The 23,550-nt window shown below is 65.6% G+C and carries 31 protein-coding genes; 11 read left to right on the forward strand and 20 right to left on the reverse strand.

Annotated features, from left to right (window positions below; genetic code table 11):
- Window positions 1-10: 10 nt before the first annotated feature.
- Together AC3WLB_RS00395 and AC3WLB_RS00400 are read left to right on the forward strand one after the other, a co-directional pair.
- The gene (locus tag AC3WLB_RS00395; protein WP_492502397.1) at window positions 11-232 is read left to right on the forward strand and encodes a hypothetical protein; all 222 of its coding nucleotides are present in this window, start codon (window positions 11-13) and stop codon (window positions 230-232) included.
- Window positions 233-301: 69 nt separating this feature from the next.
- Window positions 302-892, forward strand: a complete 591-nt coding sequence (locus tag AC3WLB_RS00400; RefSeq protein WP_492502398.1) for a class I SAM-dependent methyltransferase — start codon at window positions 302-304, stop codon at window positions 890-892.
- Window positions 893-931: 39 nt separating this feature from the next.
- Here AC3WLB_RS00400 and AC3WLB_RS00405 read toward each other — a convergent pair whose 3' ends face one another.
- From AC3WLB_RS00405 to AC3WLB_RS00415, 3 genes are all read right to left on the reverse strand, one after another.
- Entirely contained in the window at window positions 932-1,675 is a 744-nt protein-coding gene (locus AC3WLB_RS00405; protein ID WP_492502399.1) for an enhanced serine sensitivity protein SseB C-terminal domain-containing protein, read from the reverse strand.
- 28 nt (window positions 1,676-1,703) lie between these two features.
- Window positions 1,704-2,837 carry a septum formation family protein gene (locus AC3WLB_RS00410; RefSeq protein WP_492502400.1) on the reverse strand — a complete coding sequence of 378 codons (1,134 nt, stop codon included), beginning with the start codon at window positions 2,835-2,837 and terminating at the stop codon, window positions 1,704-1,706.
- Between the two features lie 82 nt (window positions 2,838-2,919).
- The gene (locus AC3WLB_RS00415; RefSeq protein WP_492502401.1) at window positions 2,920-3,585 is read right to left on the reverse strand and encodes a hypothetical protein; all 666 of its coding nucleotides are present in this window, start codon (window positions 3,583-3,585) and stop codon (window positions 2,920-2,922) included.
- A gap of 276 nt (window positions 3,586-3,861) precedes the next feature.
- Here AC3WLB_RS00415 and AC3WLB_RS00420 point away from each other — a divergent pair, with 276 nt between their 5' ends.
- Window positions 3,862-4,347, forward strand: coding sequence for a hypothetical protein (locus AC3WLB_RS00420; protein WP_492502402.1), 486 nt, complete (start codon window positions 3,862-3,864; stop codon window positions 4,345-4,347).
- Window positions 4,348-4,386: 39 nt separating this feature from the next.
- Here the strand turns inward: AC3WLB_RS00420 and AC3WLB_RS00425 are convergent, their stop codons facing one another.
- The 9 genes from AC3WLB_RS00425 to AC3WLB_RS00465 form a co-directional block, all read right to left on the reverse strand.
- Entirely contained in the window at window positions 4,387-4,971 is a 585-nt protein-coding gene (locus tag AC3WLB_RS00425; protein WP_492502403.1) for a hypothetical protein, read from the reverse strand.
- Between the two features lie 60 nt (window positions 4,972-5,031).
- The gene (locus tag AC3WLB_RS00430; protein WP_492502404.1) at window positions 5,032-6,054 is read right to left on the reverse strand and encodes an iron-siderophore ABC transporter substrate-binding protein; all 1,023 of its coding nucleotides are present in this window, start codon (window positions 6,052-6,054) and stop codon (window positions 5,032-5,034) included.
- An 85-nt stretch (window positions 6,055-6,139) separates the two neighbouring features.
- On the reverse strand, window positions 6,140-6,940 hold the full coding sequence (locus tag AC3WLB_RS00435; RefSeq protein ID WP_492502405.1) for an ABC transporter ATP-binding protein: 801 nt from the start codon (window positions 6,938-6,940) through the stop codon (window positions 6,140-6,142).
- A 271-nt stretch (window positions 6,941-7,211) separates the two neighbouring features.
- On the reverse strand, window positions 7,212-8,297 hold the full coding sequence (locus AC3WLB_RS00440; protein ID WP_492502406.1) for a FecCD family ABC transporter permease: 1,086 nt from the start codon (window positions 8,295-8,297) through the stop codon (window positions 7,212-7,214).
- Window positions 8,298-8,454: 157 nt separating this feature from the next.
- Complete coding sequence (locus AC3WLB_RS00445; protein WP_492502407.1) at window positions 8,455-9,507, reverse strand: FecCD family ABC transporter permease; 1,053 nt, start codon at window positions 9,505-9,507, stop codon at window positions 8,455-8,457.
- A complete protein-coding gene (locus AC3WLB_RS00450) occupies window positions 9,504-10,481 on the reverse strand; it encodes a siderophore-interacting protein (RefSeq protein WP_492502408.1) in 978 nt (325 codons plus the stop codon). Before AC3WLB_RS00450 ends, AC3WLB_RS00445 begins: the two co-directional genes overlap by 4 nt.
- A gap of 170 nt (window positions 10,482-10,651) precedes the next feature.
- Complete coding sequence (locus AC3WLB_RS00455) at window positions 10,652-11,002, reverse strand: hypothetical protein (protein WP_492502409.1); 351 nt, start codon at window positions 11,000-11,002, stop codon at window positions 10,652-10,654.
- A 4-nt stretch (window positions 11,003-11,006) separates the two neighbouring features.
- On the reverse strand, window positions 11,007-11,582 hold the full coding sequence (locus AC3WLB_RS00460; RefSeq protein WP_492502410.1) for a hypothetical protein: 576 nt from the start codon (window positions 11,580-11,582) through the stop codon (window positions 11,007-11,009).
- Between the two features lie 193 nt (window positions 11,583-11,775).
- Window positions 11,776-11,940: a ribbon-helix-helix domain-containing protein gene (locus AC3WLB_RS00465; protein WP_492502411.1), complete on the reverse strand. Its 165-nt coding sequence runs from the start codon at window positions 11,938-11,940 to the stop codon at window positions 11,776-11,778.
- 78 nt (window positions 11,941-12,018) lie between these two features.
- Here AC3WLB_RS00465 and AC3WLB_RS00470 point away from each other — a divergent pair, with 78 nt between their 5' ends.
- Window positions 12,019-12,165 (forward strand): hypothetical protein, encoded by a 147-nt coding sequence (locus AC3WLB_RS00470; RefSeq protein WP_492502412.1) that lies wholly within the window; start codon window positions 12,019-12,021, stop codon window positions 12,163-12,165.
- 298 nt (window positions 12,166-12,463) lie between these two features.
- Here the strand turns inward: AC3WLB_RS00470 and AC3WLB_RS00475 are convergent, their stop codons facing one another.
- From AC3WLB_RS00475 to AC3WLB_RS00485, 3 genes are all read right to left on the reverse strand, one after another.
- Window positions 12,464-12,862, reverse strand: a complete 399-nt coding sequence (locus tag AC3WLB_RS00475; RefSeq protein ID WP_492502413.1) for a hypothetical protein — start codon at window positions 12,860-12,862, stop codon at window positions 12,464-12,466.
- A gap of 567 nt (window positions 12,863-13,429) precedes the next feature.
- Window positions 13,430-14,851, reverse strand: coding sequence for an SNIPE associated domain-containing protein (locus AC3WLB_RS00480; RefSeq protein WP_492502414.1), 1,422 nt, complete (start codon window positions 14,849-14,851; stop codon window positions 13,430-13,432).
- Window positions 14,852-15,003: 152 nt separating this feature from the next.
- Window positions 15,004-15,522 (reverse strand): hypothetical protein, encoded by a 519-nt coding sequence (locus AC3WLB_RS00485; protein WP_492502415.1) that lies wholly within the window; start codon window positions 15,520-15,522, stop codon window positions 15,004-15,006.
- Between the two features lie 634 nt (window positions 15,523-16,156).
- Here AC3WLB_RS00485 and AC3WLB_RS00490 point away from each other — a divergent pair.
- Window positions 16,157-16,828, forward strand: coding sequence for a hypothetical protein (locus tag AC3WLB_RS00490; protein ID WP_492502416.1), 672 nt, complete (start codon window positions 16,157-16,159; stop codon window positions 16,826-16,828).
- Between the two features lie 31 nt (window positions 16,829-16,859).
- On the opposite strand, the gene AC3WLB_RS00495 is transcribed toward AC3WLB_RS00490, so the two are convergent.
- The 4 genes from AC3WLB_RS00495 to AC3WLB_RS00510 all read right to left on the reverse strand — a co-directional run bounded on the left by AC3WLB_RS00495 (window position 16,860) and on the right by AC3WLB_RS00510 (window position 19,705).
- Window positions 16,860-17,453 carry an acetyltransferase gene (locus AC3WLB_RS00495; RefSeq protein ID WP_492502417.1) on the reverse strand — a complete coding sequence of 198 codons (594 nt, stop codon included), beginning with the start codon at window positions 17,451-17,453 and terminating at the stop codon, window positions 16,860-16,862.
- 82 nt (window positions 17,454-17,535) lie between these two features.
- The gene (locus AC3WLB_RS00500) at window positions 17,536-17,934 is read right to left on the reverse strand and encodes a hypothetical protein (RefSeq protein ID WP_492502418.1); all 399 of its coding nucleotides are present in this window, start codon (window positions 17,932-17,934) and stop codon (window positions 17,536-17,538) included.
- 33 nt (window positions 17,935-17,967) lie between these two features.
- Window positions 17,968-18,714, reverse strand: a complete 747-nt coding sequence (locus tag AC3WLB_RS00505) for a hypothetical protein (RefSeq protein ID WP_492502419.1) — start codon at window positions 18,712-18,714, stop codon at window positions 17,968-17,970.
- Between the two features lie 742 nt (window positions 18,715-19,456).
- Window positions 19,457-19,705 carry a hypothetical protein gene (locus tag AC3WLB_RS00510; RefSeq protein ID WP_492502420.1) on the reverse strand — a complete coding sequence of 83 codons (249 nt, stop codon included), beginning with the start codon at window positions 19,703-19,705 and terminating at the stop codon, window positions 19,457-19,459.
- A gap of 200 nt (window positions 19,706-19,905) precedes the next feature.
- Here AC3WLB_RS00510 and AC3WLB_RS00515 point away from each other — a divergent pair, with 200 nt between their 5' ends.
- The 4 genes from AC3WLB_RS00515 (at window position 19,906) to AC3WLB_RS00530 (ending at window position 21,609) form a co-directional block, all read left to right on the forward strand.
- Window positions 19,906-20,283: a hypothetical protein gene (locus AC3WLB_RS00515; RefSeq protein ID WP_148287688.1), complete on the forward strand. Its 378-nt coding sequence runs from the start codon at window positions 19,906-19,908 to the stop codon at window positions 20,281-20,283.
- 176 nt (window positions 20,284-20,459) lie between these two features.
- On the forward strand, window positions 20,460-20,621 hold the full coding sequence (locus tag AC3WLB_RS00520; protein WP_492502421.1) for a hypothetical protein: 162 nt from the start codon (window positions 20,460-20,462) through the stop codon (window positions 20,619-20,621).
- A 19-nt stretch (window positions 20,622-20,640) separates the two neighbouring features.
- Window positions 20,641-21,060, forward strand: coding sequence for a DUF4279 domain-containing protein (locus AC3WLB_RS00525; protein WP_492502422.1), 420 nt, complete (start codon window positions 20,641-20,643; stop codon window positions 21,058-21,060).
- 12 nt (window positions 21,061-21,072) lie between these two features.
- Window positions 21,073-21,609: a DUF2716 domain-containing protein gene (locus tag AC3WLB_RS00530; RefSeq protein WP_492502423.1), complete on the forward strand. Its 537-nt coding sequence runs from the start codon at window positions 21,073-21,075 to the stop codon at window positions 21,607-21,609.
- Window positions 21,610-21,624: 15 nt separating this feature from the next.
- Here AC3WLB_RS00530 and AC3WLB_RS00535 read toward each other — a convergent pair whose 3' ends face one another.
- Window positions 21,625-22,278, reverse strand: coding sequence for a DUF4304 domain-containing protein (locus AC3WLB_RS00535; RefSeq protein ID WP_492502424.1), 654 nt, complete (start codon window positions 22,276-22,278; stop codon window positions 21,625-21,627).
- A 129-nt stretch (window positions 22,279-22,407) separates the two neighbouring features.
- Here AC3WLB_RS00535 and AC3WLB_RS00540 point away from each other — a divergent pair, with 129 nt between their 5' ends.
- Both AC3WLB_RS00540 and AC3WLB_RS00545 read left to right on the forward strand, forming a co-directional pair.
- A complete protein-coding gene (locus AC3WLB_RS00540; protein ID WP_492502425.1) occupies window positions 22,408-22,701 on the forward strand; it encodes a YrhB domain-containing protein in 294 nt (97 codons plus the stop codon).
- The gene (locus AC3WLB_RS00545; protein ID WP_492502426.1) at window positions 22,698-23,546 is read left to right on the forward strand and encodes a hypothetical protein; all 849 of its coding nucleotides are present in this window, start codon (window positions 22,698-22,700) and stop codon (window positions 23,544-23,546) included. Before AC3WLB_RS00540 ends, AC3WLB_RS00545 begins: the two co-directional genes overlap by 4 nt.
- Window positions 23,547-23,550 lie beyond the last annotated feature (4 nt).

The raw sequence follows: 23,550 nt of genomic DNA on the forward strand, positions 1-23,550 counted from the left end.
GGGTCAGTCGATGCGGGGTTTGCTGAGCTGGAAGGCGCAGGTCGTCATCGGGGTCGCGTTCGTGGTGATTGCGGGATTCACCGCTCTCAGCACGGCCGGAGACGGGTGGTCGTGGCGCTGGCTGCTTGCCGCCGGCTGGGCGGTTCTGGGCGTCGCGCAGTTCGTGAGCGCCCGCATGAGGTACGTCAAGGCCAAGGAATCAAGCCCGGAGTCGGAAGAACCGCAGGAGTAGCCGGCTCGCGTGCGCGACGGGCGCGTCGTCCGCCGCCGCACAACGGGCGGCGTCCCTAGACTCGTGGTCATGACCGACGACGTCGCCCGTGCCTACTCGCGGCGCGCCGCCGAGTACAGCGCGCTCTTCGGCGACGTGGGCGCCGCGCATCCGTCAGACCGCCAGCTCATCGAGACCTGGGCCGACTCTCTCGACGGCCCCGTCATCGACGCCGGCTGCGGCCCCGGCCACTGGACCCACCACCTCACCGAACGCGGACGCGACGCCCGAGGCGTCGACCAGGTGCCCGAGTTCATCGACCGGGCCCGCCGCACCTACCCGGACGTGCGGTTCACGCTCGGCAGCCTGAACACGCTCGACGTCGAGGATGCGTCGGTCGGCGGGGTGCTGGCGTGGTACTCCCTCATCCACCACGAACCGAGCGCGATTCGGATGCCCCTGCACGAGTTCCGCCGCGTGCTCCGCCCTGGCGGCGGCCTGCTCATCGGCTTTCTCGAGGGGCCCGTGGTCGAGGGCTACGCGCACGCGGTGACGCCGGCCTACCTGTGGTCGGTCGACGCCCTCAGCGCCGAGCTGCACTCGGCCGGCTTCGAGGTGGTGGAGTCGCACGTGCGGAAGACGGCCGGGCAGCGCTCACAGGGCGCGATCGTCGCCCGCTGACCCGCTCAACCGGACCCGCTGAACCGCTGACGCCCGCTCTCAGCCGCGCCGGAACACCTTTTTTCGTCGCCGGTAGAACGGCGGCACGTCACCCAGAACATGGCCGGCCCCCGGCTGGGCGAACATGACGTCGACCGGATGCGCGGTCGAGTACGCGACGAGCGTCTTCGCGAGCCCCGGGCCGAGCCGGTCGCGAACGGATGGGTCGCCCACGATCACGAGCAGGTAGCTCTCGTCGAACGAATCCTCCTGCGGGGTGACCTTCCAGCCGAGCCGCGCCTCGTCGACCTCGCGGTACTCCCGCAGGAGCGCCGTGAGCGCCTCGGTCATGCCGGGCGGCACGTGCGCCGGCCGCCCCACCATGATCCGCGTGTCGGCCTGAACCACGCGCGGGGTGAGGGTGGCCGCCCCGTCGAGCTGCTGCGCGATCTCGCCGGGCAGGAATTCCTTGCCGTGCGCGGAATGCGGATTCAGCACGAGGGTCGCACCGCGGGTCATCTCCCAGAAGTCGCGGCACGGGAGGGTGATGAAGTTACGGTCGATGTCCGGGACGGCGAGCACCGTCTCGTTGAGCCGCTCCTCCGAGGTGTAGAAGGGCTGGCGGGATTGGCCGTCGGGCCCGATCAGGTTGGCGAGCTTCACCGTGCGCTCCCCCGACACCGTGCCGGGCACGAAGACCGTGCTCTCGAGGAGTGCGGTGACGAACGCGGGCCGCACCGTCGCATCCGTCGCCGCTGCCGCCAGCAGCGCCTCGACGTCGACGGGTTCGGAATCGGCGGCCACGGTCACAGCGTAACCCCGCCCGCACGGCTCAGCTCGCGACCCCCGCCGCCCCCACTCCCCGCAGCGACCCGGTGGTCTGCGCCGCCGGGTTCTGCAGCCAGCACGACACGGCGCGATCCCCTGCGTCCCACGACGCCTGCGACGGGTACACGGTCTGCAGCGTGTACCCCGACTGCTCCCACGGCACGCCGAGGAAGTCGGAGACCGAGGGCGTGCACTGCTCGGCCGCCTGCTGCGACAACCAGTCCGACCCCGGGTAGTCCGCACCCGTCGTCGTGGTGTCGACCGCACCCACGAACACCACTTCGGCGTCGTGCGCCTGGTCGCAGGCGACCACATCGGGCGAGGCGAGCTCCTGGTCGCCCCCCGAGGCGTTCACACCGAGCACGCACGAGCCCACGGGGATCGCCGGGCTGAACGTCGCCGCTGGCTGACCTCCGGATGCGCCTCCCGCCGACCCTTGGGCCCCAGCCGACCCGCCCGGCGCACCCGCCACGGCACCGCCGCCGGCCCCACCGAGCCCGCCCGCGTATCCGTTCGCGGTCAGAACTCCGAGCACCGCCACCGCCGTCACGGCGACCCCGATCGGCGCCAACATCGTCGCCCACCGGGCGCCGGCGGTGCGCCCGCGGAGCAGCCCGATCAGGGTCGGCAACGCCCCGAGGGAGGCGAGGAAGAGGCTGAGCGCCGCGTTCCACGCCACCCCTGCCACGACGCCCGGGTCGGCCAGGTAGCTGCCGAAGAACCAGGTGAAGAACCCGGGTTCGGAGACTCCCCCGAACATCGGTTCGCCCGGCGCATAGGCGGCGCCGGCATCGAAGAGAGCGGATGCGCCGACGCACACCAGGATCGTCGCGAACGACACCACCGAGATCGCCACCGCGCCCCGGGTCGACACGCGCCCTTTCGCACCGTAGCGGAAGAGTGCCGCCGCGCCGAAGGCCGTGCCGAACGCGACGATGCTCGAGATCCAGCCCGACTGCCAGATGATGAGCCACACCGGTACCGCGATCGGCACGACGAGCAGCGAGTACGCCAGTCCGCGTCCGAAGTACCGGTCGTCCTCGCGCCGGCGGTTGCCGGCCGGAACACCCCACCCGTAGTCCGTGTTCGACCCCACTGCCACCCCGCCCGTCGCCCGTGCCGCGGCATTTCCGGGCATCCGGGTCACACTCTATCGACACCTGTCGACCCACAGAGAACGCGCCGGGCGGGGCGCACACCGCGAGCCCGGCGGTGGTCGATCAGAGGGCGGGCAAGCCGGGGAAGTAGGCCAGGGCGGAGGTCGCCGCGTAGGCGATCCAGACCAGCGGCGACACGATCCAGCTGAGCACGATCAGCCGCCACGCACCGGTGCGGGTCGCGACGGCGTGACGCTCCAGCGCGATGACGCGGCGCCGGTACAGCTGGGGCACGTTGACCGCGATCATGAACACAGCGCCCGCGACGACCGAGCCGCCGACCGCGAAGAATTCAGACGGTATCCCGACCCCCAGCGGCGTCAGCACCGCCAGGATGCCCGCGGCGATGATCACGGCCAGCAGCACGACTGCCAGAACGAGCGAGACGCGCTGCGAGAACAGTCCGAAGTTCTGCACCTCACGGTCGCGTTCTTCTGTGGGCCCGGGCGCGGGTGGGCGCGGTGCGGTTCGGATGTGCTTCACCACCGCGACGACGAGCGCGATGACGGTATAGGGAACGGCGATGAAGGCGAGCGCGTAGCCGATCACGGCCACCAGGTAGATGCCGGGGCTCGCCATGGCGAGCGCCGCCAGGCCCAGCACCACCACGACGATGATCGCGGGCCCGACGAGCAGCCGCACCACGCTGTCTCGCGGTGCGGGCGCGGTCGGAGTGGCGGATGCCTCGCCCCCGCCGGCAACCTCGACCTCGTCTGCTCGGTCAGTCACTTCGTCCCCCGCTCGTTCCCACGACTCTGGCACATCGCGGGCCAATCGCGCGCAGATCGGCGGAATCCGCGCATGCCGGCGGGCATCTGGGACGATGGACGCATGACGAGCACTCGGGGAACGTTTCGCGTCGCCAGAATCCGAAGCGCGGTTGTGGGCGGTGCCATCGCGGCGGCCTGTGTGCTGGGGGCATCCGGCTGCAGCGCGGCGATCGATGACGCGAGCGCGCCCTCCTCCGCCGTTCCCGCGCCGACGGCATCGCCCGCGCCTCAACGCGTGAGCATTCCCGCCACCTCGCCCGCGCCGATCGTCGAGCGCCGCACCGTCGGCGCCGATTCACCCGGCGTGATGGAGCAGCTCAGCGAGCTGAACACCACGCTCACGTTCGACTACCCCGCGAGCCTGGTGCAGGCCGAGTGGCGAGACGACGAGACACCGCACGCGCAGATCGTGCTGCAGGGCGAGGTTCCGGATGCGGTGTGGGCACTTCTCGAGAGCGCCCCGCTGCAGGTCGAAGTCGCCCTGCACCGTGGCCCCACGCTCGAGGAATCCAACGCCGTTCTCGGTGCGATGATCGACGTGGTGCGAGCGACCGGCCCGAACTCGTCGGCGGGCGGACACTACGACCCGCTGACCGGCGTCTACGAGTTCTCCTACAGCGCACCGCAGCCGATCGACCCGTCCTCTTTCGCCGCCGTGGCGGGTGGCGCCGCCATCGAGCTCTTCTATGCGGGCACCGAGTCGGTGGGCGAGGCACTCTGAGACTCAGGGGTCCTGGGGCGCAATGCGCACGAGCAGCGGTCAGTGCCATTTGGATCCGCGGGGTGCCGTATCCGACTTCCGGAGAACTCGGCGGCCCTTCTCGGTTGCGTCGACGAAGAGTACCGATTCTGCACGCTCGCCGCTTCCGTCCCCGGAACTGACCACACCGTTCAGCTGACTCGCGACCGCGATCACCGCATCTCGCCTCCTGAGGAGCCTCGCCGGTTCATCGTCCAGCAGGTCTTCCCAAACGCGAAGCAGTCGGGAGCGGATGAGCTTGCCGATCGTCTCGGCAAGACCCGCGATGTCCGCTGCGCTGAGCCGACCCTCCGAATCACTCGCGAAGTCCCGGGCCAATGTGCCCAATGCAGGCAGCTCGAGCGCTTCGTTCAGCACGAATTCTGCGGGCGAGGGCCGAACCGTGAACGTGCGATACCCGGGGGTGCCGAAATGGAACGAGATGCTGCCCGACACACCGGCCGGGTGCCCCGGGTCGAGCAGATGGAAACCCTGCCGCCCGTCGGGGAACGGGAGCATCAGCCACCCCTCAGGCTTCATCGCCGCCACGTCAGCGGCAGTCGCCCCGACCATGGATTCCGGGTCGGAAAAGCTTCGCTCCACCATTCGACGAGTATGTCACCGCCGCAGCGTCGAACGCCCTGCCTCGCGCGTAGCGAGCTGCGGTTACTTCGCGGCGGTCGCCGAGGCCAGCGCGTTCACGAGCTCGTCGAGCCCCCACGGCAGCGACAGCGCGGTAGGCGGCGACACCGCCGACACGTACGAGGTGCCCACGACCTGCGCCACATGCCCGGCCGCGACGGCGGGAATGACGGAGGTCTGCGGGGCGGCCAGGAACGCATCCGCTTCGTCCTGCGAGTTTGAGTAGCTCAGCAGCACGTCCGACTGCAGCTTGTCGAGCTGCTCGTAGCTCAGCGTGTAGTAGAAGGTCGCGTCACCGTTCGCCAGTTCGTCGACCGCCGGGGCGTTCACGAAGCCGAGGTCGAGCAGGAACTCGACGCGCGGGTCGGCCTTCTTGTAGACGTAGAAGGTGCCGGCGGTGTCCCACACGGCCGCGATCGACTTGCCCTTGAACTCCGGATGCGCGGCGGCAGCATCCGCGAGCTGGCCGTCGATGTCATCCAGAAGCGCGGACGCCTCAGACGACTTGCCGAGCGCCTTGCCCACGGTCGTGATGACGTCGCGCCACGGCGTGCTCCACGCCTCGCCCGGGTAGGCGACGACGGGCGCGATCTGCGACAACGTGTCGTATTGCTCCTCGGTGATGCCGGAGTAGACGGCGAGGATGACGTCGGGGTCGGCATCCGCGATGGCCTCGTAGGGCGGCTCGTCGGGCGAGTCGGGGAGGATCGTCGGCAGCTCGGCGCCGTCCTTCTCGATAGCGTCGGCGATCCAGGGCAGCACCCCGTTCTCGTCGCCCGCGTACGACTCGAAGGGGATCGCCACCGGAATTGTCCCGAGCGCGATCGCCGCATCGGCGCTCCCCCAGCCGAGCGTCACGACGCGCTGCGGGTCGGCGGGAACGGTGGTCTCGCCGAACGCGTGCTCGATGGTGACTACTTCGCCGCTGTCGGCCGCGTCGGTCGAGGGGGCGTCGGATGCGGTGCTCGACCCCGCGCATCCGGCCAGCACGAGGGCGGCGGCTGCGGCGGTGGCGACGAGGGCGGTGATCTTCAGACGTGGGGGCACGGATGTCTCCTGCTGGGGTTGGCTGCTGTGACTGGTTCGCAAATGGTAAGGATTGCCTTACCTAACCGAGCCTAGCGCAGAACGCTCAGCCGCGCCCGTGGAACCGCCCCATGGGCACCACCATCGGCGACCCGCTGACGGGATCGTCGATGACGAGCGACTCGAGCCCGAAGGCTTCTTTCACGAGTTCTGACGAGATGACCTCGCTGGGCGCGCCCTCGGCGACGATGCGGCCCGCCGACATCACGACGAGGTGCTCGGCGTAGCGCGCGGCGAGGTTGAGGTCGTGCAGCACCATCACGACCGTGGTGGCGCGGGTCTGGTTGAGCTCTTGCAGCAGGTCGAGCACCTCGATCTGGTGGGTGACGTCGAGGAAGGTGGTCGGTTCGTCGAGCAGCAGGATCTCGGTCTCCTGCGCGAGGGCCATGGCGATCCAGACGCGTTGGCGCTGGCCGCCGGAGAGCTCGTCGACGGGTCGTGCCGCGAGGTCTTCGGTGCCGGTCGAGCGCAGGGCGTGGGCGACGGCTTCGTCGTCTTTCGCCGTCCATTGCCGAAACAGCCCCTGTCTTGGAAACCGCCCGCGCCCCACGAGGTCGGCGACGGTGATGCCCTCGGGCGCGATCGGCTGCTGCGGAAGCAGCCCGAGCACGGTCGCGAGCTGCTTGCTCGGGTATTTGTGCACATCCGTGCCGTCGAGGCTGGCGACGCCGGCTTCCGGTCGCAGCAGTCGTGCGAGCGCCCGCAGCAGTGTCGACTTGCCGCACGCATTGGGCCCGACGATGACGGTCACCCGCCCGTCGGGTACCACAAGGTCGAGCCCGTCGACGACGCGCCGCCCCTCGTACCCCAGCGCGAGCCCCGAGGCCCGCAGTTCGTGCGCGCTCATTCGATCCCTCCCTCTCTCCCGCCAGCTGGCGTCGCGGATGCGCGCGGCCAGCCCGGAGCCGCTGGCACACCGCACGCGCCGCTTGTCGCGGATGGAACGGCAACCGCCCTCCCCCCGCCAGCGCCTCGAGAAGCTTCCGTGAGTGCGAGCTTGCGCACCGCGCGGTTTTGGGGAGGAGCACAGCACAACCTCCCCCTATTTCGACCTGGCTTCGCCTCTCCTCCTCCCGAAATACGAGCACCAACCGCGACTACTGCCTCGTACGCACCCATCACGGCATCCCTCTCGATCGATTTCCCCGCGCGAGCAGGAGAAGTAGCACGGGCGCGCCGATGAGTCCCGTCACGATCCCAACCGGTGCCTGGAACCCCGGAAAAGCGTGCTGCGCGACGATATCCGCCCCCGTCACGACGACAGCCCCCACGAGCGCACTCGTCACGAGCGCCGGCCCCTTGCCGCCGAGCAACCGCCGCGCGATCGGCGCCGACACGAACGCCACGAACGCGACCGGCCCCGCAGCAGCAGTCGCGACCGCTGCGAACCCCACCCCTACGACGAGCAGAAGCAGGCGCGCCGGAGTGACGCGCACGCCGAGTCCGGTGGCAGTCTCGTCGCCGAGGGCGAGCATCCGGAGTCGTGGAGCGAGAACGGCGAGCGTCACAGCGAGCACGAGCGCCCCCACCGCCGTCACCACGATCTCGGCGGGCTTGACCGTGCCGATGCTCCCGACCATCCACACGAGCGCGGTCTGGGCTTCGCGCACGTCGGCGCGGGTGAGCATGTACCCGATGGCGGCTTGGGCGAGAAACGCGAGGGCGATGCCGATCAGCACGAACCGCGACCCGGCGCCGGCGCGTGCTCGTCCGGTGAAGCCGCCGGCGAGCACGGTGATGAGCGCGGCGGCAAGGAGCGCGCCACCGAACGCGGCGAACGAGACGGCGATCCCGCTCCACCCGAGCAGCAGGATGGCGCCGACCGCGGCCGCGCTGGCCCCTTGCGAGATGCCGATGATGTCGGGGCTCGCGAGCGGATTGCGGAGAAGGCTCTGGAAGACGGCCCCGGCCAGTCCGAAGCAGGCGCCCACGAGGAGGGCGAGGGTGAGTCGCGGCAGGCGCAGTCCTTGCACGACGAAGACGTCGCCGCCCTTCCCCTGCCCGAACACGGCGGCGACGACGTCACCGGGCGCGACGACGCGGTCGCCGAGCATGAGCGCGAGCACGCACAGCACCACGAGCACGGCGACGAGAACGCCGCTCACGACGAGCACGCGGCGCCCGGATGCGCGGCGCACGGCAGCGAGCATCCGCACGTCGTCTTGCACGTCGTTCACCGCGGCTGCCGTCGCTTCCCCACTCACCGCGCCACCTCGCGCACACGGATCGCCGGAGAGTCGACCACTCGCATCCGGTCGCCACCGCGCACGCAAACTGCCCTCGAGCGCCGGACCTGGCCTACTGCGCCGAGCATGCGCATCCGCCCGCCGTCGACCCGAACGCCGATGGTCACTCCCCCGCTCACCGCACCACCGCCCGATCCCGTCGCACCAGCACGATCAGCACCGGCGCCCCGATGATCGCCACCACGATCCCCGCCTCGAGCTCCGCGGGCTGGGCGATGAGCCGCCCCACGGTGTCGGCGAGCACGAGCAGGATCGCGCCGAGGGGAATGGAGTAGGCGAGAATCCACCGGTAGTCGGCCCCCACGAGCCGTCGGGCGACGTGCGCCACGACGAGCCCCACGAACACGAGCGGCCCGGCGAGCGAAGTGGCAGACCCGCACAGCAGGATGATCGCCACCCCCGCGACCACGCGCGTCACCCCCACGCGCTGTCCGAGTCCGCGCGCGACGTCGTCGCCGAGCGCGAGCCCGTTGAGGCTCCGACCGAGCAGCAGCGCGAGCACGGCCCCCACCACGAGGAACGGCGCGAGCGGCGCCACGGTCGACACGTCGCGGGCGACGAGCGAGCCCACCGACCAGAACCGGTACTGCCCGAGGGTGTCGAGGTCGCGCAGCAGCACGAGGGTGATGACGCTGGTGAGCACGGCGGTGACGGCGGCCCCGGCGAGCGTCAGCCCCATCGGTGTCGGCCCGCCGCGCCCGGATGCGACGGCGTAGACGAGCACAGCGGCGAGCGCGGCGCCCACGAAGGCGAACCAGATGTATCCACTCGGTGCGCCCACGCCGAACACGCCGATGGCGACGACCACGGCGAGCGAGGCGCCGGAGTTGACGCCGAGGAGTCCGGGGTCGGCAAGCGGATTGCGCGTCAGCCCCTGCATGAGCGCCCCGGCGAGTCCGAGTGCGGCGCCAGCGACGAGCCCGATGACGGTGCGCGGGACGCGGAGGTCGAGCACGACCATCTGCTCGGTGGTGTTGCCGCCCTGCCCGGTGAGCGCATCCACGACGGCCCCGAGGTCGATGGCGCGCGACCCGAGAAAGAGGCTGGCGCCCACGGCGGCGAGCACTCCGATGAGCAGCCCGACGAGGCCGAGGATGCGCGCGACCCGGCGCCGCGCGAGGTGACCTGCCGCGGGTGCCGCTACCGTCGCCGGAGCGGCCCGCGTCACTGTGCTTCGGCCTTGCCGCGCCGCCAATACCCCATGAAGGCCACGCGGTGCCGGTCGACGCCCACCTCGGTGACGAGCAGCCGCCGCATCGCCTTGATGCAGGCGGACTCTCCCGCGAGCCACGCGTAGAAGTTGGCCGACGGATGCTCGGTGTCGGGCTCCGGCGAATCCCACAGCATCTCCACGTCGACGTCGATGTCGGCGAGCTCCTGTTCTTCGGCGGCGAGCGCCGGTGCGATCCGGTCGCGGTGCTCCTCGACCCATTCACGAACGGCGTCTTGCAGATCGGGGCACCCGGATGCGCGAGCCAACCACGTGACGGACACGTCGGCATCCGTGTCGATCACCTGCGCGTCGCTCGGGTGCGGGACTTCAATGAACGCGTGCGCCCGGGTACCGTGCGGGAGCGATTCGAGGATGCTGCAGATGGCGGGCGCGGCGGTCTCGTCGCCGGCGAGCAGGTAGTCGATGGCGTCGCCGGGTCGCCAGTCGAGCCCCTGTTGGTAGTCGAGGCTGAGGTCGTCGGGGCCCACGATGATGATCTCGTCGCCCTCTTTGGCGCCGGCCAGCCACGCGGCGGCCGGCCCCGCGGGCACGTCGTGCCCCTCGTCGTGCACGACGAAGTCGACGTCGAGCTCCCGTTCGGCCTGCCGGATGGCGCGCACGGTGTAGGTGCGGAACGGGTTGCGCTCGGTCTCGTCGAGTTCGCGCCACCGCTGATACCAGGTGCCGGCGGCGAGCACTTCGGGGGCGAACCATCCGCACTCTCCGTACCCGCCGTCGGCGTGCGGGAGCACGACCTTGATGCGCTGGTCGAGCCCGGCGCTGCCGAACGTCGCGAACTCGTCGCCCGTGAACGTGACCCGTTCGAAGCTGGGGCTCACCTGCACGATCCGCGCCACGGTGGCGCGGTAAGGCCGGTACGAGGGTCGCTCGTCGCGCACAGTCTCGGAGCTCGCAGCATAGGTAAGCATTACCTAAGTATGCCAGGCTGCTGGTGCGCGCAGCCTAAACACACCGCCTTTGGCGCTTTAGGGCACTAGCCTCAGGTCAAGCGGCAACACGACTGCCCGGAGGCAATAGGCGTCACATCAGTTGCGACACATTGCACACTCTCGTAACAGAGAGCAGCGCCCTCCGAGTACTAGATCGAACTAAGATCGTCGAGAACTTCATTCTTTAGGGATGCGATTCCGTGGACAGAGAGCTTGGCTGTCGAGAAGAGAGTTCCGATTTTGGCAACTAGGACAGGCTCATCGCGAGTGGTCACGATCTCGACAAGCAGGCCTGAGCGCTCACCTCTGGAATAGATCTGAAACTGCCACGGAGGAGCGTCGTCGTCGTCTCTGGCTTTGATGTAGAAGGTAAATCGCGACGTGCTCGCCTGCAGCTCTCCAGCATCCTGGTATGGGCTCCACTGGAGCTTTCCCGCCGTGGTCGAGTTGACCAGGCCATCCACTATTTCGGCGACTTCATCAAGATCAAATGCAGTCATGGAATCAATCCACCTCATTCTGGAGTCGGGCAATCAGTTCCGTTGCCTCGTCTGTAGCCTTTGACACTTTGTCCAACGTCCCTTTGGCGATAACGAAAAGCCCACGCTGAGAGCCACCCGCGATCTCAATCTTCGCGGACCGAGCAGCAGTACGGCTGGCCTTTATCAATGCGACCAGTTTCTCATCTTTGGTCGACTCGTTAGTTCCGAGGTGACCTTGAATAGCTCCAGCATGGCGAGCATAAGAGACGAGTGCCCTCTCAAGAACATCGGCGTCCTCGCCCTTCGCCGCGTCGTACAAGTCGTCTTCTAAGTTGTGTAATTGCGGCAGTAGGAGCAGTAAATCATTCACCAGAAGCCGCTTCGACAGAAGATCTTTCGTTTGCTGCACGAGCAGCTTGGTCTGCTGCACCGCGTTGGCCGTCTTCCACAACGGTATGGCTGCAATTCCAAGGCCGAGAACGGTGCCTACCAACTGCCAGAAGGATAGCCAGTCACCTGTAGACCAGGCTCCGTCTTCGACAGCCGTAGCGACATACACACGGTCAGAATAGCGTGATTCGAAACGATCGATTTCCACTCTTGCAGCTCGCAATTCGGTCGAAACCAGGCGCATTGCGAGTCCAACGCAAGACATGATCCAGCCAAACTTGCCACTTACGCGCCCCTTAACACTCACAAGGCTCGAGCAGCGCACGGCGGCGAGTTACATCAAACACGCTGCAGCCCACCGCGGCGGGCACCCCAGGACAGAAGCCACCTGCTCGAGGAGTTCAGCTACGGGGGGTGGAGCGCGACTCTACGCTCTGGGTGACATATCGTTCCAATGCTTCGCGCACCACCTCTGATACCGTGCGCCCCTCACCTTCCGCTTTGACCGACGCAGCCGCGTACAGTTCGGCAGGGATCCTGAATCCATGAATGGGTGTCTTAGGCACAACTCAGTCTGCCACGATTTATGTGACTATTTATCGCGTTTCATTGATTCGTGTTCGAACACATCATAAGATTGACCCATGACAGCCAACAAAATGGAGCTGATCGTCGGGGTTCCCGACCAGCTCGAACGGACGGCTCGTCTTATTGCCGCGGCACGAGGCGAGGACATCAATGCAGTGGTCTGCGCGGCCCTGCGCAAGTACGTCGGGGCGGTGCCACGATGAACGTGCACGAGCGGTTCAGCAATCGGCTCCGGCGGTGCCGGCACTGCGGCATCCGGGTGCCCCGCGGGGAGATGATCTACAACCACCGCGCCTGTTCCGAGGACTGCGCCGACGAACTGTGGGTCAGAGACACCTACGGGCCCGACTTCTATTAGGCGCAACGCATCTGCGCGCGGGCTGGAGGGGTATTCCGCTCGATCACTGGCCCTTTTTGCCTTGCATGAGCGCAGCAGACCGGCCACGTGACTCGAGCGGACCCCTGTCCCCTTAGTAATGCAGGCGACTCCCCAAGCACGCGTCATCCGCCGACCGTCAGGACGCGAGCTGGCGCGATTTCGCGCACGAGGATCGCGACTTCATCGGAGTCGCCATAGATCTCGTAGCCGTCCTCCAGATACGCGAGTTCGCCGGCTATGCCGTCGGCCCCGTAACCGAAGGCGCGAACCGCCCGACGAGCCAGTTTCGGTCCGGTAACCGCACCCGTAAGGAAACGCCGACACATGGCGGAAAGGGCCGCTTCTCTCAACGCGATTGAGAGCTCGCTAGACGCAGTGATGGGATAGCCCAACTCCGCGATCGCGCTGGTCAGAAACTCCAGGAAGTCTCTTGAGTCGGTGTCTCCGTAGAGCGACGCCAAGGCGACCACGCGGTCTCCACCGACGCCGTACGCAACCGCCGTCGCAGCAGCGTTGATCACGAATGGAGCGCCTTCATATCGGGAGACGGCCCAGAGAGCAGAAGCCTCGATCAGAGCGGTTCTGGCGCCGCCATTTCTGCATCCTTGAGACCACGACACCGTGGAGAGTCAGCCGAGTGCTTGACGAACGCTGCTTGGGAGAAGACCCTCGCTGATCGCGGCGTAGAGGTCTGCGCGCGCATCAGCCAACGCTTGCGCCTCCGCGATGTACACGGCCGCCTTGCTGTCGAACGAGACGCCCTCGACGAAATCACCCGCATCCTCGACGGATACGGGTGTGTCGCTGTACGGGGTACCGGACTCAACCAAGCTAGCGCGGCACGGAGTGCGACTTCAGGCGAGTGACGACGTCAGTGTTGCGCCCAGCACGGACAACCGGCTCTCGCGACGGTGCCCGACCCTCGATCTTCATGGTCGTCATCGTTGATCGCACGACTGTCTTGTTGAGTCGGTCGATATTGACAAACTTCTTGGGTGCCATCATGACCTCCTCAGGTTCTGGACTCCGGCAATGCCTCAATCATCTCGCGTCGAGACGATTCTCCCCACTGGCGAGCCGCGCCACAACTAAACGGTTGCTCCACTGCGGCTCATCGTGAATTCCTCGGCCGGCGCCTCGACGGAGTAGCTCACGACCTCCGTCACGTTCTTCAGCTTCAACACTGCGAGAACCTCCTCCGGCGTCACGTAGAAGAACTCCCGTCGTAGGTTGACGCGGTTTACTCTCCGATCGGCGAACGTCTGATGCAGCATCGCCTCCACGCTCACCGCGTCGTGTGCGAAGAACAGCGCGTGGATATCGAACCTGAACGGCACGGACGCATCCCCGAGTTCGGTGACACGCTCCTCCGGAACCAAACGTCGAGTCATCCCGATCTTCACCATCTGAGGGCCGAACGCCCCGCGATTCGAGATGACGTAGACGTGGCCGGCGCGGATGTTCGCGGCCCGGTAGTCGACGTCCTCGATCGCCCGATCGACATCGGCGAGGCTCGCCAGCATCCGCTCAACGCCTGCAGTGTCGCCGTTGGCCTCCAACGCGGAGATTGCGTTCAGATACTGCTGTCGCTCCTTCGCGAGGCGTTCCTTCTCGGCACGAAGCTCTTGCTCGGCCTTCTTCTGCTCTCGGATCTCTTCCCGCCGAGCGCGCTCGGCTTCCTTCTCCGCCTGGAGCACCTGCAAGTGGCGGGCAGCCAGTTCGAGTTCGTAGAGCCGAAGTCGGTGATACTCCGGATTGATGCTGAGCTGAATCATGGAGCCCTGGCGCGCGATCTGCTCCGCAACCTTCGAGAGACGAGCCTGTGCGGTGGGCAGGTTGCCCGCCCTCATCGTCTTCACGCAGTTCTCTGCTTCGGCGTTGTAAGCGCGAAGCAGGATCGTCGACATGTTGCCGACGAATTTGCGTCCCTGCGCGGCCGAGTTGTTGAAGGTGAAGTTGTTCGTTGCCAGCGTGGCCGACTTCGACGTGACCATCAGCTTGATCCGCGTTCGCAAGGCTTCGAGCTCGGTCGCGAGGATCGCTGACGACTGGGCCGGATGCTCATAGTCGAAGATCCCGAACTCCTGCAGCGACACTGCCGCTTGCATGTCGATGTAATCCTGGCGGAGTGCGGCGATCTGGGCTTCGAGCTCTGCGCGCTCCCGCACATGCTTCGCGATGTCTCTTTCGACTCGAGCCACGTCGCGCGTGGCCTGCCGTTCAGCCCGGACTTCGTCCTTCTGAGTCCGCTTCTCGGCGCGGGCGGTAGCGGATGCGCCCGGCCCGTCGTCTTGGAACCAGTTCGTACCATCCCACCAACGGACGTGCCCACTCGCGTCGGGGTAGTAGCCGGGCGCGACGGCAGCTGACTTTACCGCGGGCACCGGTTCCGACGTAGCGGCCTGCGAGCTCTGCGCCGTCGTGTCAGCGAAATGCTCTGTCCACGCCGCTCCGTCCCACCACCGCTGCCTGCCGTTGCCGTCGTCGTACCAGCCTGCTGGAGTGGTCACCTAATCCCCCACACTCGAGATCTTGAACGCATCCGTGGTGGCGCGTCTCTCGACGTTATCGGGGGCGACGGTCGTCGAGTAGACCCCAAAACGTGTGGGCGGTGGACCCCGTCAAGCTCGAGCGGAAAATCCGCGGCCCTTGAGTCAGCCACTCAACGTTTCGGTGCAAGTCGGTCCGAAGCGAACGCGATCCAATCCCCGGGAAACAATTGGACCGGAAAGTAGGGAGTCGCAAAACCACGGCGAGCAAACAGGATCAGGACCCCGTTCTTGACCCGCATTCGCCAATAGGTGTCATAACGTACGGTGCCAGCGCCAGCCGGCGACTGGAACCAAAAGTGGGTGGGGCCGAACCGCGTAGCGAGCGTCGATCCCACCGGCAAGGCCGACCGGATGGAACGCACCAGGCGGGTATATGAAGTGCGCCACACACACAGGTACACGAGGACGACGAAACCCGCCACTAGCCACCAACCGTTGCCGATCGGACCGACTTCAAAGACTCCGAAACCGACCGACAAGAGTGCAAGGCCAGTGACCACGGCGATCACTGCGGGGTGCCCGACAGTGACCCTGATGATGGCACCTGCAGAGGCCGCGGCGAACTCCCACGGAACGGTGAATGTGAAGACGCGAGACGTCAGTTCCACGTCCGCCTCGTTGCTATCCATGAACGAACACTAGCGCTGGCCGGAGTCGAAGGCGTTATGCACGCGCACTTCGCCCTCCCCTCGCCTCCGCGTACGAGCAATGGCCGGCGCTCGCATTCGTCCAGTCACCGTATCCGCCGGAATTGAGCGGCTCGACGCCATCCACTCGCGGGGGCGGGCCGGGCCAAGGCGGCGGTCAGCAACTTGGGCGCGGATGTTCGCTGCAACTTTCGGGAGTTCGCCGGCGCGCACGATGGTCAAGAATCGCCCCCCAGGGTGTGACGACGATCACCCTGCCCATCGTACGTCTGAGGAGTAAGTGTCCCGGTTTCCGATGGCGATCGACCGGCGTCGCTACAGCCAACAGAACCGCGCCGAGATGTGCTCTTCCTATCTGCCGTGCTGCCGGCCTTCGGCGCATCCCGTCTGGCCGCCGGAATGGCGGTGCGATGCCTCGAACACGACGGGGACGAGGAGGCTGGCTGAGTCCGAGCGGAGATCACCGACCGACAACGAGCCCACGAATCGCTAGACACGAGCACTCGCATACGGCACAGGCGCAAAGCAAAACCCCGGCCGTGTGATCGGCCCTCCGAGGAGGACTATAGGGACGGATCCGGGGTGTTCGAAAGCAACTTAGGCAGAGAAATGGATGATGGTCAACACTACGCCTTGGTCATTCTACGAACGACATTTCTCCGCCGCGCGGCTCCAGCACTACCTGGCGGAGTGTTGCGATGACAAGGCTGCCGCCATGCGTCTTTACGAGTGGAACGCCGCTCTGTCAGCCGCACTCTGGGAATCGCTGAGCTTTCTCGAGGTCGGCCGCCGCAACGCGATCGACCGACAGATGACCCTCATCCATGCCCGAGAGGGGCGCTCTGGACGTTGGATCTTCGACGCCGCCTTCGAGCTCGGGCGCGACGCGAACTGGCCACCTCGCCACAAGCAGCCGTACCTCGATGTGGCGACAGCGATCGGACGGGTGCGTCGGAATGGAATGCCCGTCAGCGCGGGCCAGATCATCTCCGGGCTGCCGTTTGGATTTTGGCATCAGATGGTCTCGAAGCGGCAGTCGTTCTTATGGCCCGACCTGGTCGCCGCGTTCCCGAACAGTCCCAACAGGAGCCAGGCGACCATTCACGACCCCGTGTCGCGACTACGAACGTTCCGCAACCGCATCGGTCATCATCACCGCATCTGGTCTTTCGACATCGCCGGCCGGTACGCCGATGTTCTCAGCATCGCCGCTCACCTCGACGGCGATTTTTCGGCGTGGATCGATGCTCATTCTCGTGTGGCCCAGTTGCTTGCAGCGAGACCCTGACGATTGTTCGTGCACCGCCACAGGAATTGGCTTAGGCGCGATGAGGTCGATGGATGAGGGTCAGCCATTCCTCGTCCAGCTGGTATCCGACGGATTGGTTGGCCGCGATACTCGCCGGGTTATCTGCCGAGCCACCGGTGCGGAAGGTCGTATGACCGTCGCCGGCGAGAGCGAGTACTGACGCGGCCTTCACCGCGGCACCGAGGCCACGGCCGCGCCAATCTCGACGGACGACAGTGAAATGCGTCTCTACGACGTCCTGAGCTATGTCCGCGAACGTCATCGCGACCAGGTGGCCCTGCGGTGTAAAGCCGCCCCAACCGCGATGGGCGGCTGACAGTGTCGCTGTGCCGGGCGTCAGTGCCTCATGGGATGTCGCGATATCGCCCGGATAATCGTCGGCAGTCTCGCGGTCGAGAGTCAGCACCGCATCCACGTCAGCCGAATCGAGTTCTCTCACCTGGACGAGAGGCCGTGCCCGATCAACGAGCTTGTGCAAACGGGCAAGTTTCTGATGATTGACGACAAGGCCGGCACCCCACGATCGGGCGATAACGACCCAGCCCTCCGCCTCCAGCTCAGTCCGAGCCGGCGAGTCAGCCCTCACCACTCTGCGTTCTTGCACGCGGAAATTAGATCACGACGCCCCAATGCCATTTCAATCTGCGGACCGCGAGAGTCACCTGCGCGACGGCCGCGGGCGGCCTTCACACGCCGTGGGTGCAATACGCGTGGGCGCGACGAATCGTCGCCATCCATCCCCAGACCTGTGTTCTCTTACCGACGTAGGCGGGCCCGTACCACTCCTCCTGACCGTCGTCATTCAGGTCAGCGTTACCTAACACCTGAAGATTTCCGTCTGTGAAGAGCTCGATTCTCGAGAGCGCCCTTTCGGGTGGGGCCAGACCTGTCACGTCGTCTGGTTGAGGAACATGATCTCCGCACCAGGGAAGCAGTCCGATGACGAAATGGCTCCTGACGCGGGGCTTCAGTTCCAGTACCTGCAAACACGTCCAGTGACCCGATGAAGGCGGAACTGCTATCAGGTCGCCGACCTTGAGATCCGTGGCGCTTCTCGGCGTGAACGGGAACGCCGCGCGAGTCATGGATCGATCCTTGCATAGGAAGAATCGCTGGCGTCACGTGAACTTACTCAGCTGCTTGGGCAGTGGTCTCCGCCCGTCCAGTCGACGGATCTGCGGCCAGGTATCGACGCCGATGCCATCAAGCTTTAACTCGCTTCGCTTGTGCGCGATACGACGAGCCACTTCGTCGTCGAACGACGCGGGGCGAGAAGCCAGTGCAGCGAGCGCAAGCATTCGATTTTTATGCTCATGCCAGAACCCCTTCCCGTCCCAGCGGAGGTCCATGGCTTCCGCATCGTTCTTGAGGAGTGCCCCGGCCCTCTTGTGCTTACCGAGCATGCCGAGTGCGATCGCCGCATCCTCTCGGTAGGCCGGTGTTTGCTTCTGTTTTGACAGCCACGTGAGGTGAGCCTTGTCATTCGGAAACTGCTTCAACCACTCAGCGACTCGGTCTCGTGCACCCTTCCCCAGCGCCTCGGCCTGCGCATTCACCTCGGCGTCGCTGCCGACTAACGAAACCTGCGAGCCGTAACCCGGAATTTCGAGGCGAGACGAGTACTGAACGTATTGACCGGTTCGATGATCGTCCCAAAGGTGCTGCAAGCCGACATTGAGATACGAGCCAAGGCGGTGGGTCGGAGACTCGAACCCGATGTTGAAGATCCACCAGCCGCGATCCAGCAACCAGTAGCGAGAGCTTCGGCCCTGTTGTTGAACCCCAAGACCGCTCAGGTACTTTCGTCCCGCATCGCGAAGCGCACGCGTCGCAAGAGCCTTCTCTTCCTTGCTCGCGCCAGTCAATACTGCATCTCCCGTGACGAGGTGGACTTTGCCCTCACGTCGCCCATTATGGATCGCACGCGGCGGAGGTAACTTCGCTCCGAGGGAATCGCCGCCTCAGCCAAGTCGATCGCAGTGCGACGGGTCGAGCTGCCTCATCGAATCAGCTCTGAGGTCCCGGCCTGTCTCCCCAGAATCGAACTTCCACGGCAAACCCGCTGGCCAGGTCTTTCAGGACGTCATCTTCAGCCTGGTCAGTGCCGTAGTACTCGAACACGATCATCCTGGTCGGGGTAATAGCCACCCACGCCTCCCTTGTGACCCAGCGCACTCATGTAGCCGTCAACTACAGCCTGGCTTTCTTCAGCGGTCGGCGCAGTCGTGGATGTGGCCGCGATTTGGGTCACGATCGGCCACGATGGCGTCGAGCTCGACGTCGGGATCTCAGACGTCGCTTGGTCTACAGGTGGACCCAAAGTGGCGACAGCAAGAATGCCGGCGACACCAAGAAACGCTGCGACGATCACAACCCACAGGGCACCAGCTCGTGCTCTGTGGCGCTCACTCGACGCCCGTCCTCCAATGGTTCGACGAATGCAGCATGTCACACAGGGCGTCGAAGTCGACAGCAACGAGGTGCCATCCGATCGGCGTCGGCCGGGTGGAGGTGGCCACGCTCGCCCTTCGACCGGAAGGGGATTCGGAAAGGCGACACCCATGGACCGGCGCAGGTGAGGTCAGGTCGCCCTCAGCGCGGGGAGGGTCAGAACCAGAGGTCGATCGTGAAATCGAACCGGTCACCGAACCAGCGGCGTCGCTCTTCGGACCCGAAAAGACCGATCTCCTCGTTGGCATGGGTGCGGAAGAACGTCGCCCAATCGAGGAGTCGCGTCTTCAGATCGGCCGTGATGATCTCGTCCCAGGGGATGCTCGGCCCGGCGAGCATGTTGTCGTTGAGCGGCCACTTCTGGCCGTGATCGACTGACAGTCGCAGGGCCCTTCTGCCGGACATCGCCTGCTCAGTCACGGATACCTGCGCAATCCGGGGTCGCGGTGGGATACGACGTGAATACTCGAGCACTGTTGGCGGACACGATGACAGTCGATTTGTGGATCCCCGATAGCCTCAGTTCATCGTGCATCTGAGAATCGTGGCACGAGTGTGCCCGACGCCGAGAGCACTGCTGCTTCAACGACCGATACGCTCACGCTGTGTCGAACTACATGAGCTTGCCCGCCCTTGAGCACTTTGTTCTAGAGGAGAGTTGGGTGGCAGGAATTCAGGTGCGCCCGGGCCTCGTCGAGTTCGAGGTTGACCTCGCATTTGCCACAGAACATCCCGAGCGGCGCCCACCCCGCGAGGCTGAGTACGCGTATTTCCGGCGGGGCACGATCCGATTCTCGGGTGTCACATCCGTGGTCTGGCGAGGCATGGGAGCGGCGCCGGCGACGGATGCCTCGGGGGCGAACGATTGGGGACACTTCGACAACTTCGACCGGATGGGAACGACGTTCCACCTCGAGGGTGATTTCGGCACCATCACGCTCGAAGCCCACTCGCTGGAGGTCGTTCTCACCGGACCCGCGTGAACTCGGGCGCGCCACCCGTCTATCCGAATTGTCCAACTGAGCCGGAACGTCGCGAAGCTGCCGCACCGTCGTAGATGTCCAAGTCGACTGACGCTTCCCCGAGCGAACAGTACAACGGTCACCGCCTCCAACTGCGTATGCCGGGGCGGGAACCGCTCCGAAGGTAGAATCCGGGAATGGACGTCGCTGGGATCGTCATCTCGATCGTCGCCTTCGCTCTGGCTCTTGGCGTCATGGCCGGAATGATTGCCATCGACAAAGCCGTCATGAAGCACGTCTTCCATTTCCATTTGAAGCCCAGCAAGAACGGGCTGAACCTGAACTACAGGATGAAGTGAGCTCCAATTTGAGGGCGCCATGATTCAGTTCGCACGAGCATCATTCTCCATTCACTCCACGGAGACCGACCCGGATCGGATCACTGAAGTCCTCGGGCTACAGCCCACTAAGGTTGGCCGGATCGGCGAAGGTCGCGGGCTCGGGAAGCCTCGCTCCCGCCACTACTGGGGCGTTGATGGTCCTCGACTCGGCAACACCGAGGAGGACCAGACCGGTAGCGCCGCACTGGCAGAACTCGTGTCGATCATGCATCCCGCGGCAGGTAAGATTCAGAACCTTCCGGCAGACTGCGATGCGGCGATCTGGTGGTCAGCGGACTCCGATTTGACGCAGGGCGGATTCGTGCTTCCCGCCGAGTTGCTGAGCGGGCTCGCCGAGCTTGGTGTCCCCTTGTTCGGGACGATCTATGTCGAATCTGACGACGAGCCGGATGCTTGAGGGGCCGACGCTGTGAACGACTCGTCGTATCCGAATGGCAACCGCGCTGGATGGCGCGAGCTCGATGTTGGGGCTTACCGAGCGATCTGGGACGCGTTCGACGAGCTGTACGGCTTTCGGCCGGGCGTGTCGCCGTCGACGTGGCCGGCCATCCAGGAACCCACTCCTTCGCTCACGTTCGATCTCTCAGTCATTCCTGACGGAGCAACGCGAGCCGTTGCGGTGCGCGCGATCAATAGTGAAGCGCAGCGCTGCTTCGTCTACGAACTCGCCGGAGAGCAGATGGTCGTTCTGGACTGGCAGCATTCGACCTGGTCCTTTTCGCCAGCGGACGAGGCCTTGAACCCGTACAGCGATGATCCGATCAACGGCCACCCGACCGTGTACCCCGATGGCGACTACTACGCCTTCATGACCGCAGATCTCCGCGAAGGAACGTTCGGGCATCCGTGGGAGCGGACGCTCTGCGTGATGGGCGATCGACTCGTGAAGAGCCTCGGAGCGACGCTCTCGACGTGGCTGCCTGTCGTCAGGGTCGACGGACGGTAAAATTTCGAGTCCGGATCACTGCGAACTCGCGGATCTTGCCGCTATCTCCGCCAAGTCGGCGAAGCCTCGGCCTTTGAGGTGCTGCACGAGGTGTGGCGTATGTGATGGCCCATGTTCGGAACGCGCGTACGCCTCCAGCACCCGTCTTGCGTCGTCGGGTCGACCGTGCGCGATGTAGAGATCGGCGACGTCGAGTGCTGCGGCGGGATACATGCCCACGGAATCGAAGTCGCCGCTCTCGAATGCGTCCCAGATGTCCGCGCTTGAGCAGAAGCGATTCAGCCAGGGAATGCCCGCCTCGAGGATTGCGGCATTCACGTCAGTAGCGGCATCCGGATGATCGAGACGCCACCACACGTCCCTACGCTCGCGAAGGAGATTCCCGAGCCGCTTTCGCAGCTGGCAGTTGTACTCGTTCACCCACGAGATATCTCGATATTGCATGCGCGTCATCAGCGGTGAATGCACGCCCAGGTTCACCGTGAATCGGCCGTGGAGGTTGGGGCGCTGGCCGGGTATCTCGACCGTTCCCGGCGGGTCGGATGCCCCCATCTGGAAGCTCACGACGTGCGTGATTCCGTCATCGGATGCGCGGTTGAACGAGTGCCGCCGCTTCTTGAAGCCCAGCGACTTGAGGTTCGGCGCGACCACGTCCACCACGTGGCGCATCGCGTCAACGTGACTCGTCATGCTGCGCCCGCCTGCCTCGTGAGGCGAACCACATCGCGTACTCGGCTGCGCTTTCGATCACAGGTGCCATGTAAGCACGTCAATCAGTCGACCACATATGCTCAGGGAGTGGTGGACAGAGCCGAGGCACTTGCGATCGCTAATGACTATGTATCGCATTGGGCCGTCTGGGGCCCGAAGGGCGACATCGTGGTCTGGAAGATCGACGAACACTCACGCGCGTGGATCGCACACTTCGCGAGCGAACGATGGCTGGAGTCGCGGTCGTTCAGCGACCAGCTCGTCGGGAGTTCCCCGCTGGTGATCGAGAAGGTCACGGGTCAGGTTCACCAATACGGCTCGAACGCAGACGAAAATGCTCGGTTCATGGACTGGCTCGACCCTGAGACGGCCGAAGGATGATCACTCCACCGCCCATGAGCCGGTCCGAACTCATTGACGTGATCAGGGCGTCTCCAGCCGGCGAGGCGGCGAAGCGCCGCGCGATGATCGCTCTCAGCAGTACGTCGTCGCAGTCATTCAGCCTGAGTTCGGTGGGCAAAGCCTGGATTCTGCAGCTATACACCCGACGGCTCGCCCGAGACCGGCCCGTCCGCGTCGAGGGCGAGGAGACGTTCCTGGCCGATATCGCGACCGTCAGCGGCGATTCTGTCTCCACTCTTTCGATTGATCGAGGACCTCTCGTCACAGTCATCTGGCTCGACGGTCAGTCGAGAACGATGGTCGCCTCGCTGGCGGCAATAGCTCAGAACGGCTGGCTAGCCGGCGCTCTCGAAGGAGACACGACCTCGACGAGGACTGTTGCGCGGGCGAATGATGTGATTCGCCTTTTCGGCCCGGGCGACAGCACACTCCCCGGCGAACCGGGCCAGCTGGCGATCGAATGGGCCGGGCGGATCGGGCATCCGACCTCCTACGGTCTGCTCGGGGGCTTCGTGGAGTGCGGTCGAACCGAGGCGACGGTGGCGTTGGCAGCAACCTCGCATCGTGAATTCGACAGCCTCGCGCGATCGGATTTCGTCGCCCTCGAGCTGCCCGAGGACTACCGGTTGGGCATCGCGTCGCTTCCCCTGAGAATCACCGTTGCAGGGCATGGACGTGCGAGTTCATCGCGCATGGCATTCCGGTGGCTCGGTCGGATGCTCGTCCAGACAGAAGGCGGACGCTGGCCAGACGACGAGGCAGTCATCTGGGAGATGTGGGATCGGGCACAAGCGGAGGACTTCGTTCTGCCCCCGCCGAGATAGGCCG

The organism is Herbiconiux sp. FW305-C-125, assembly GCF_058783455.1.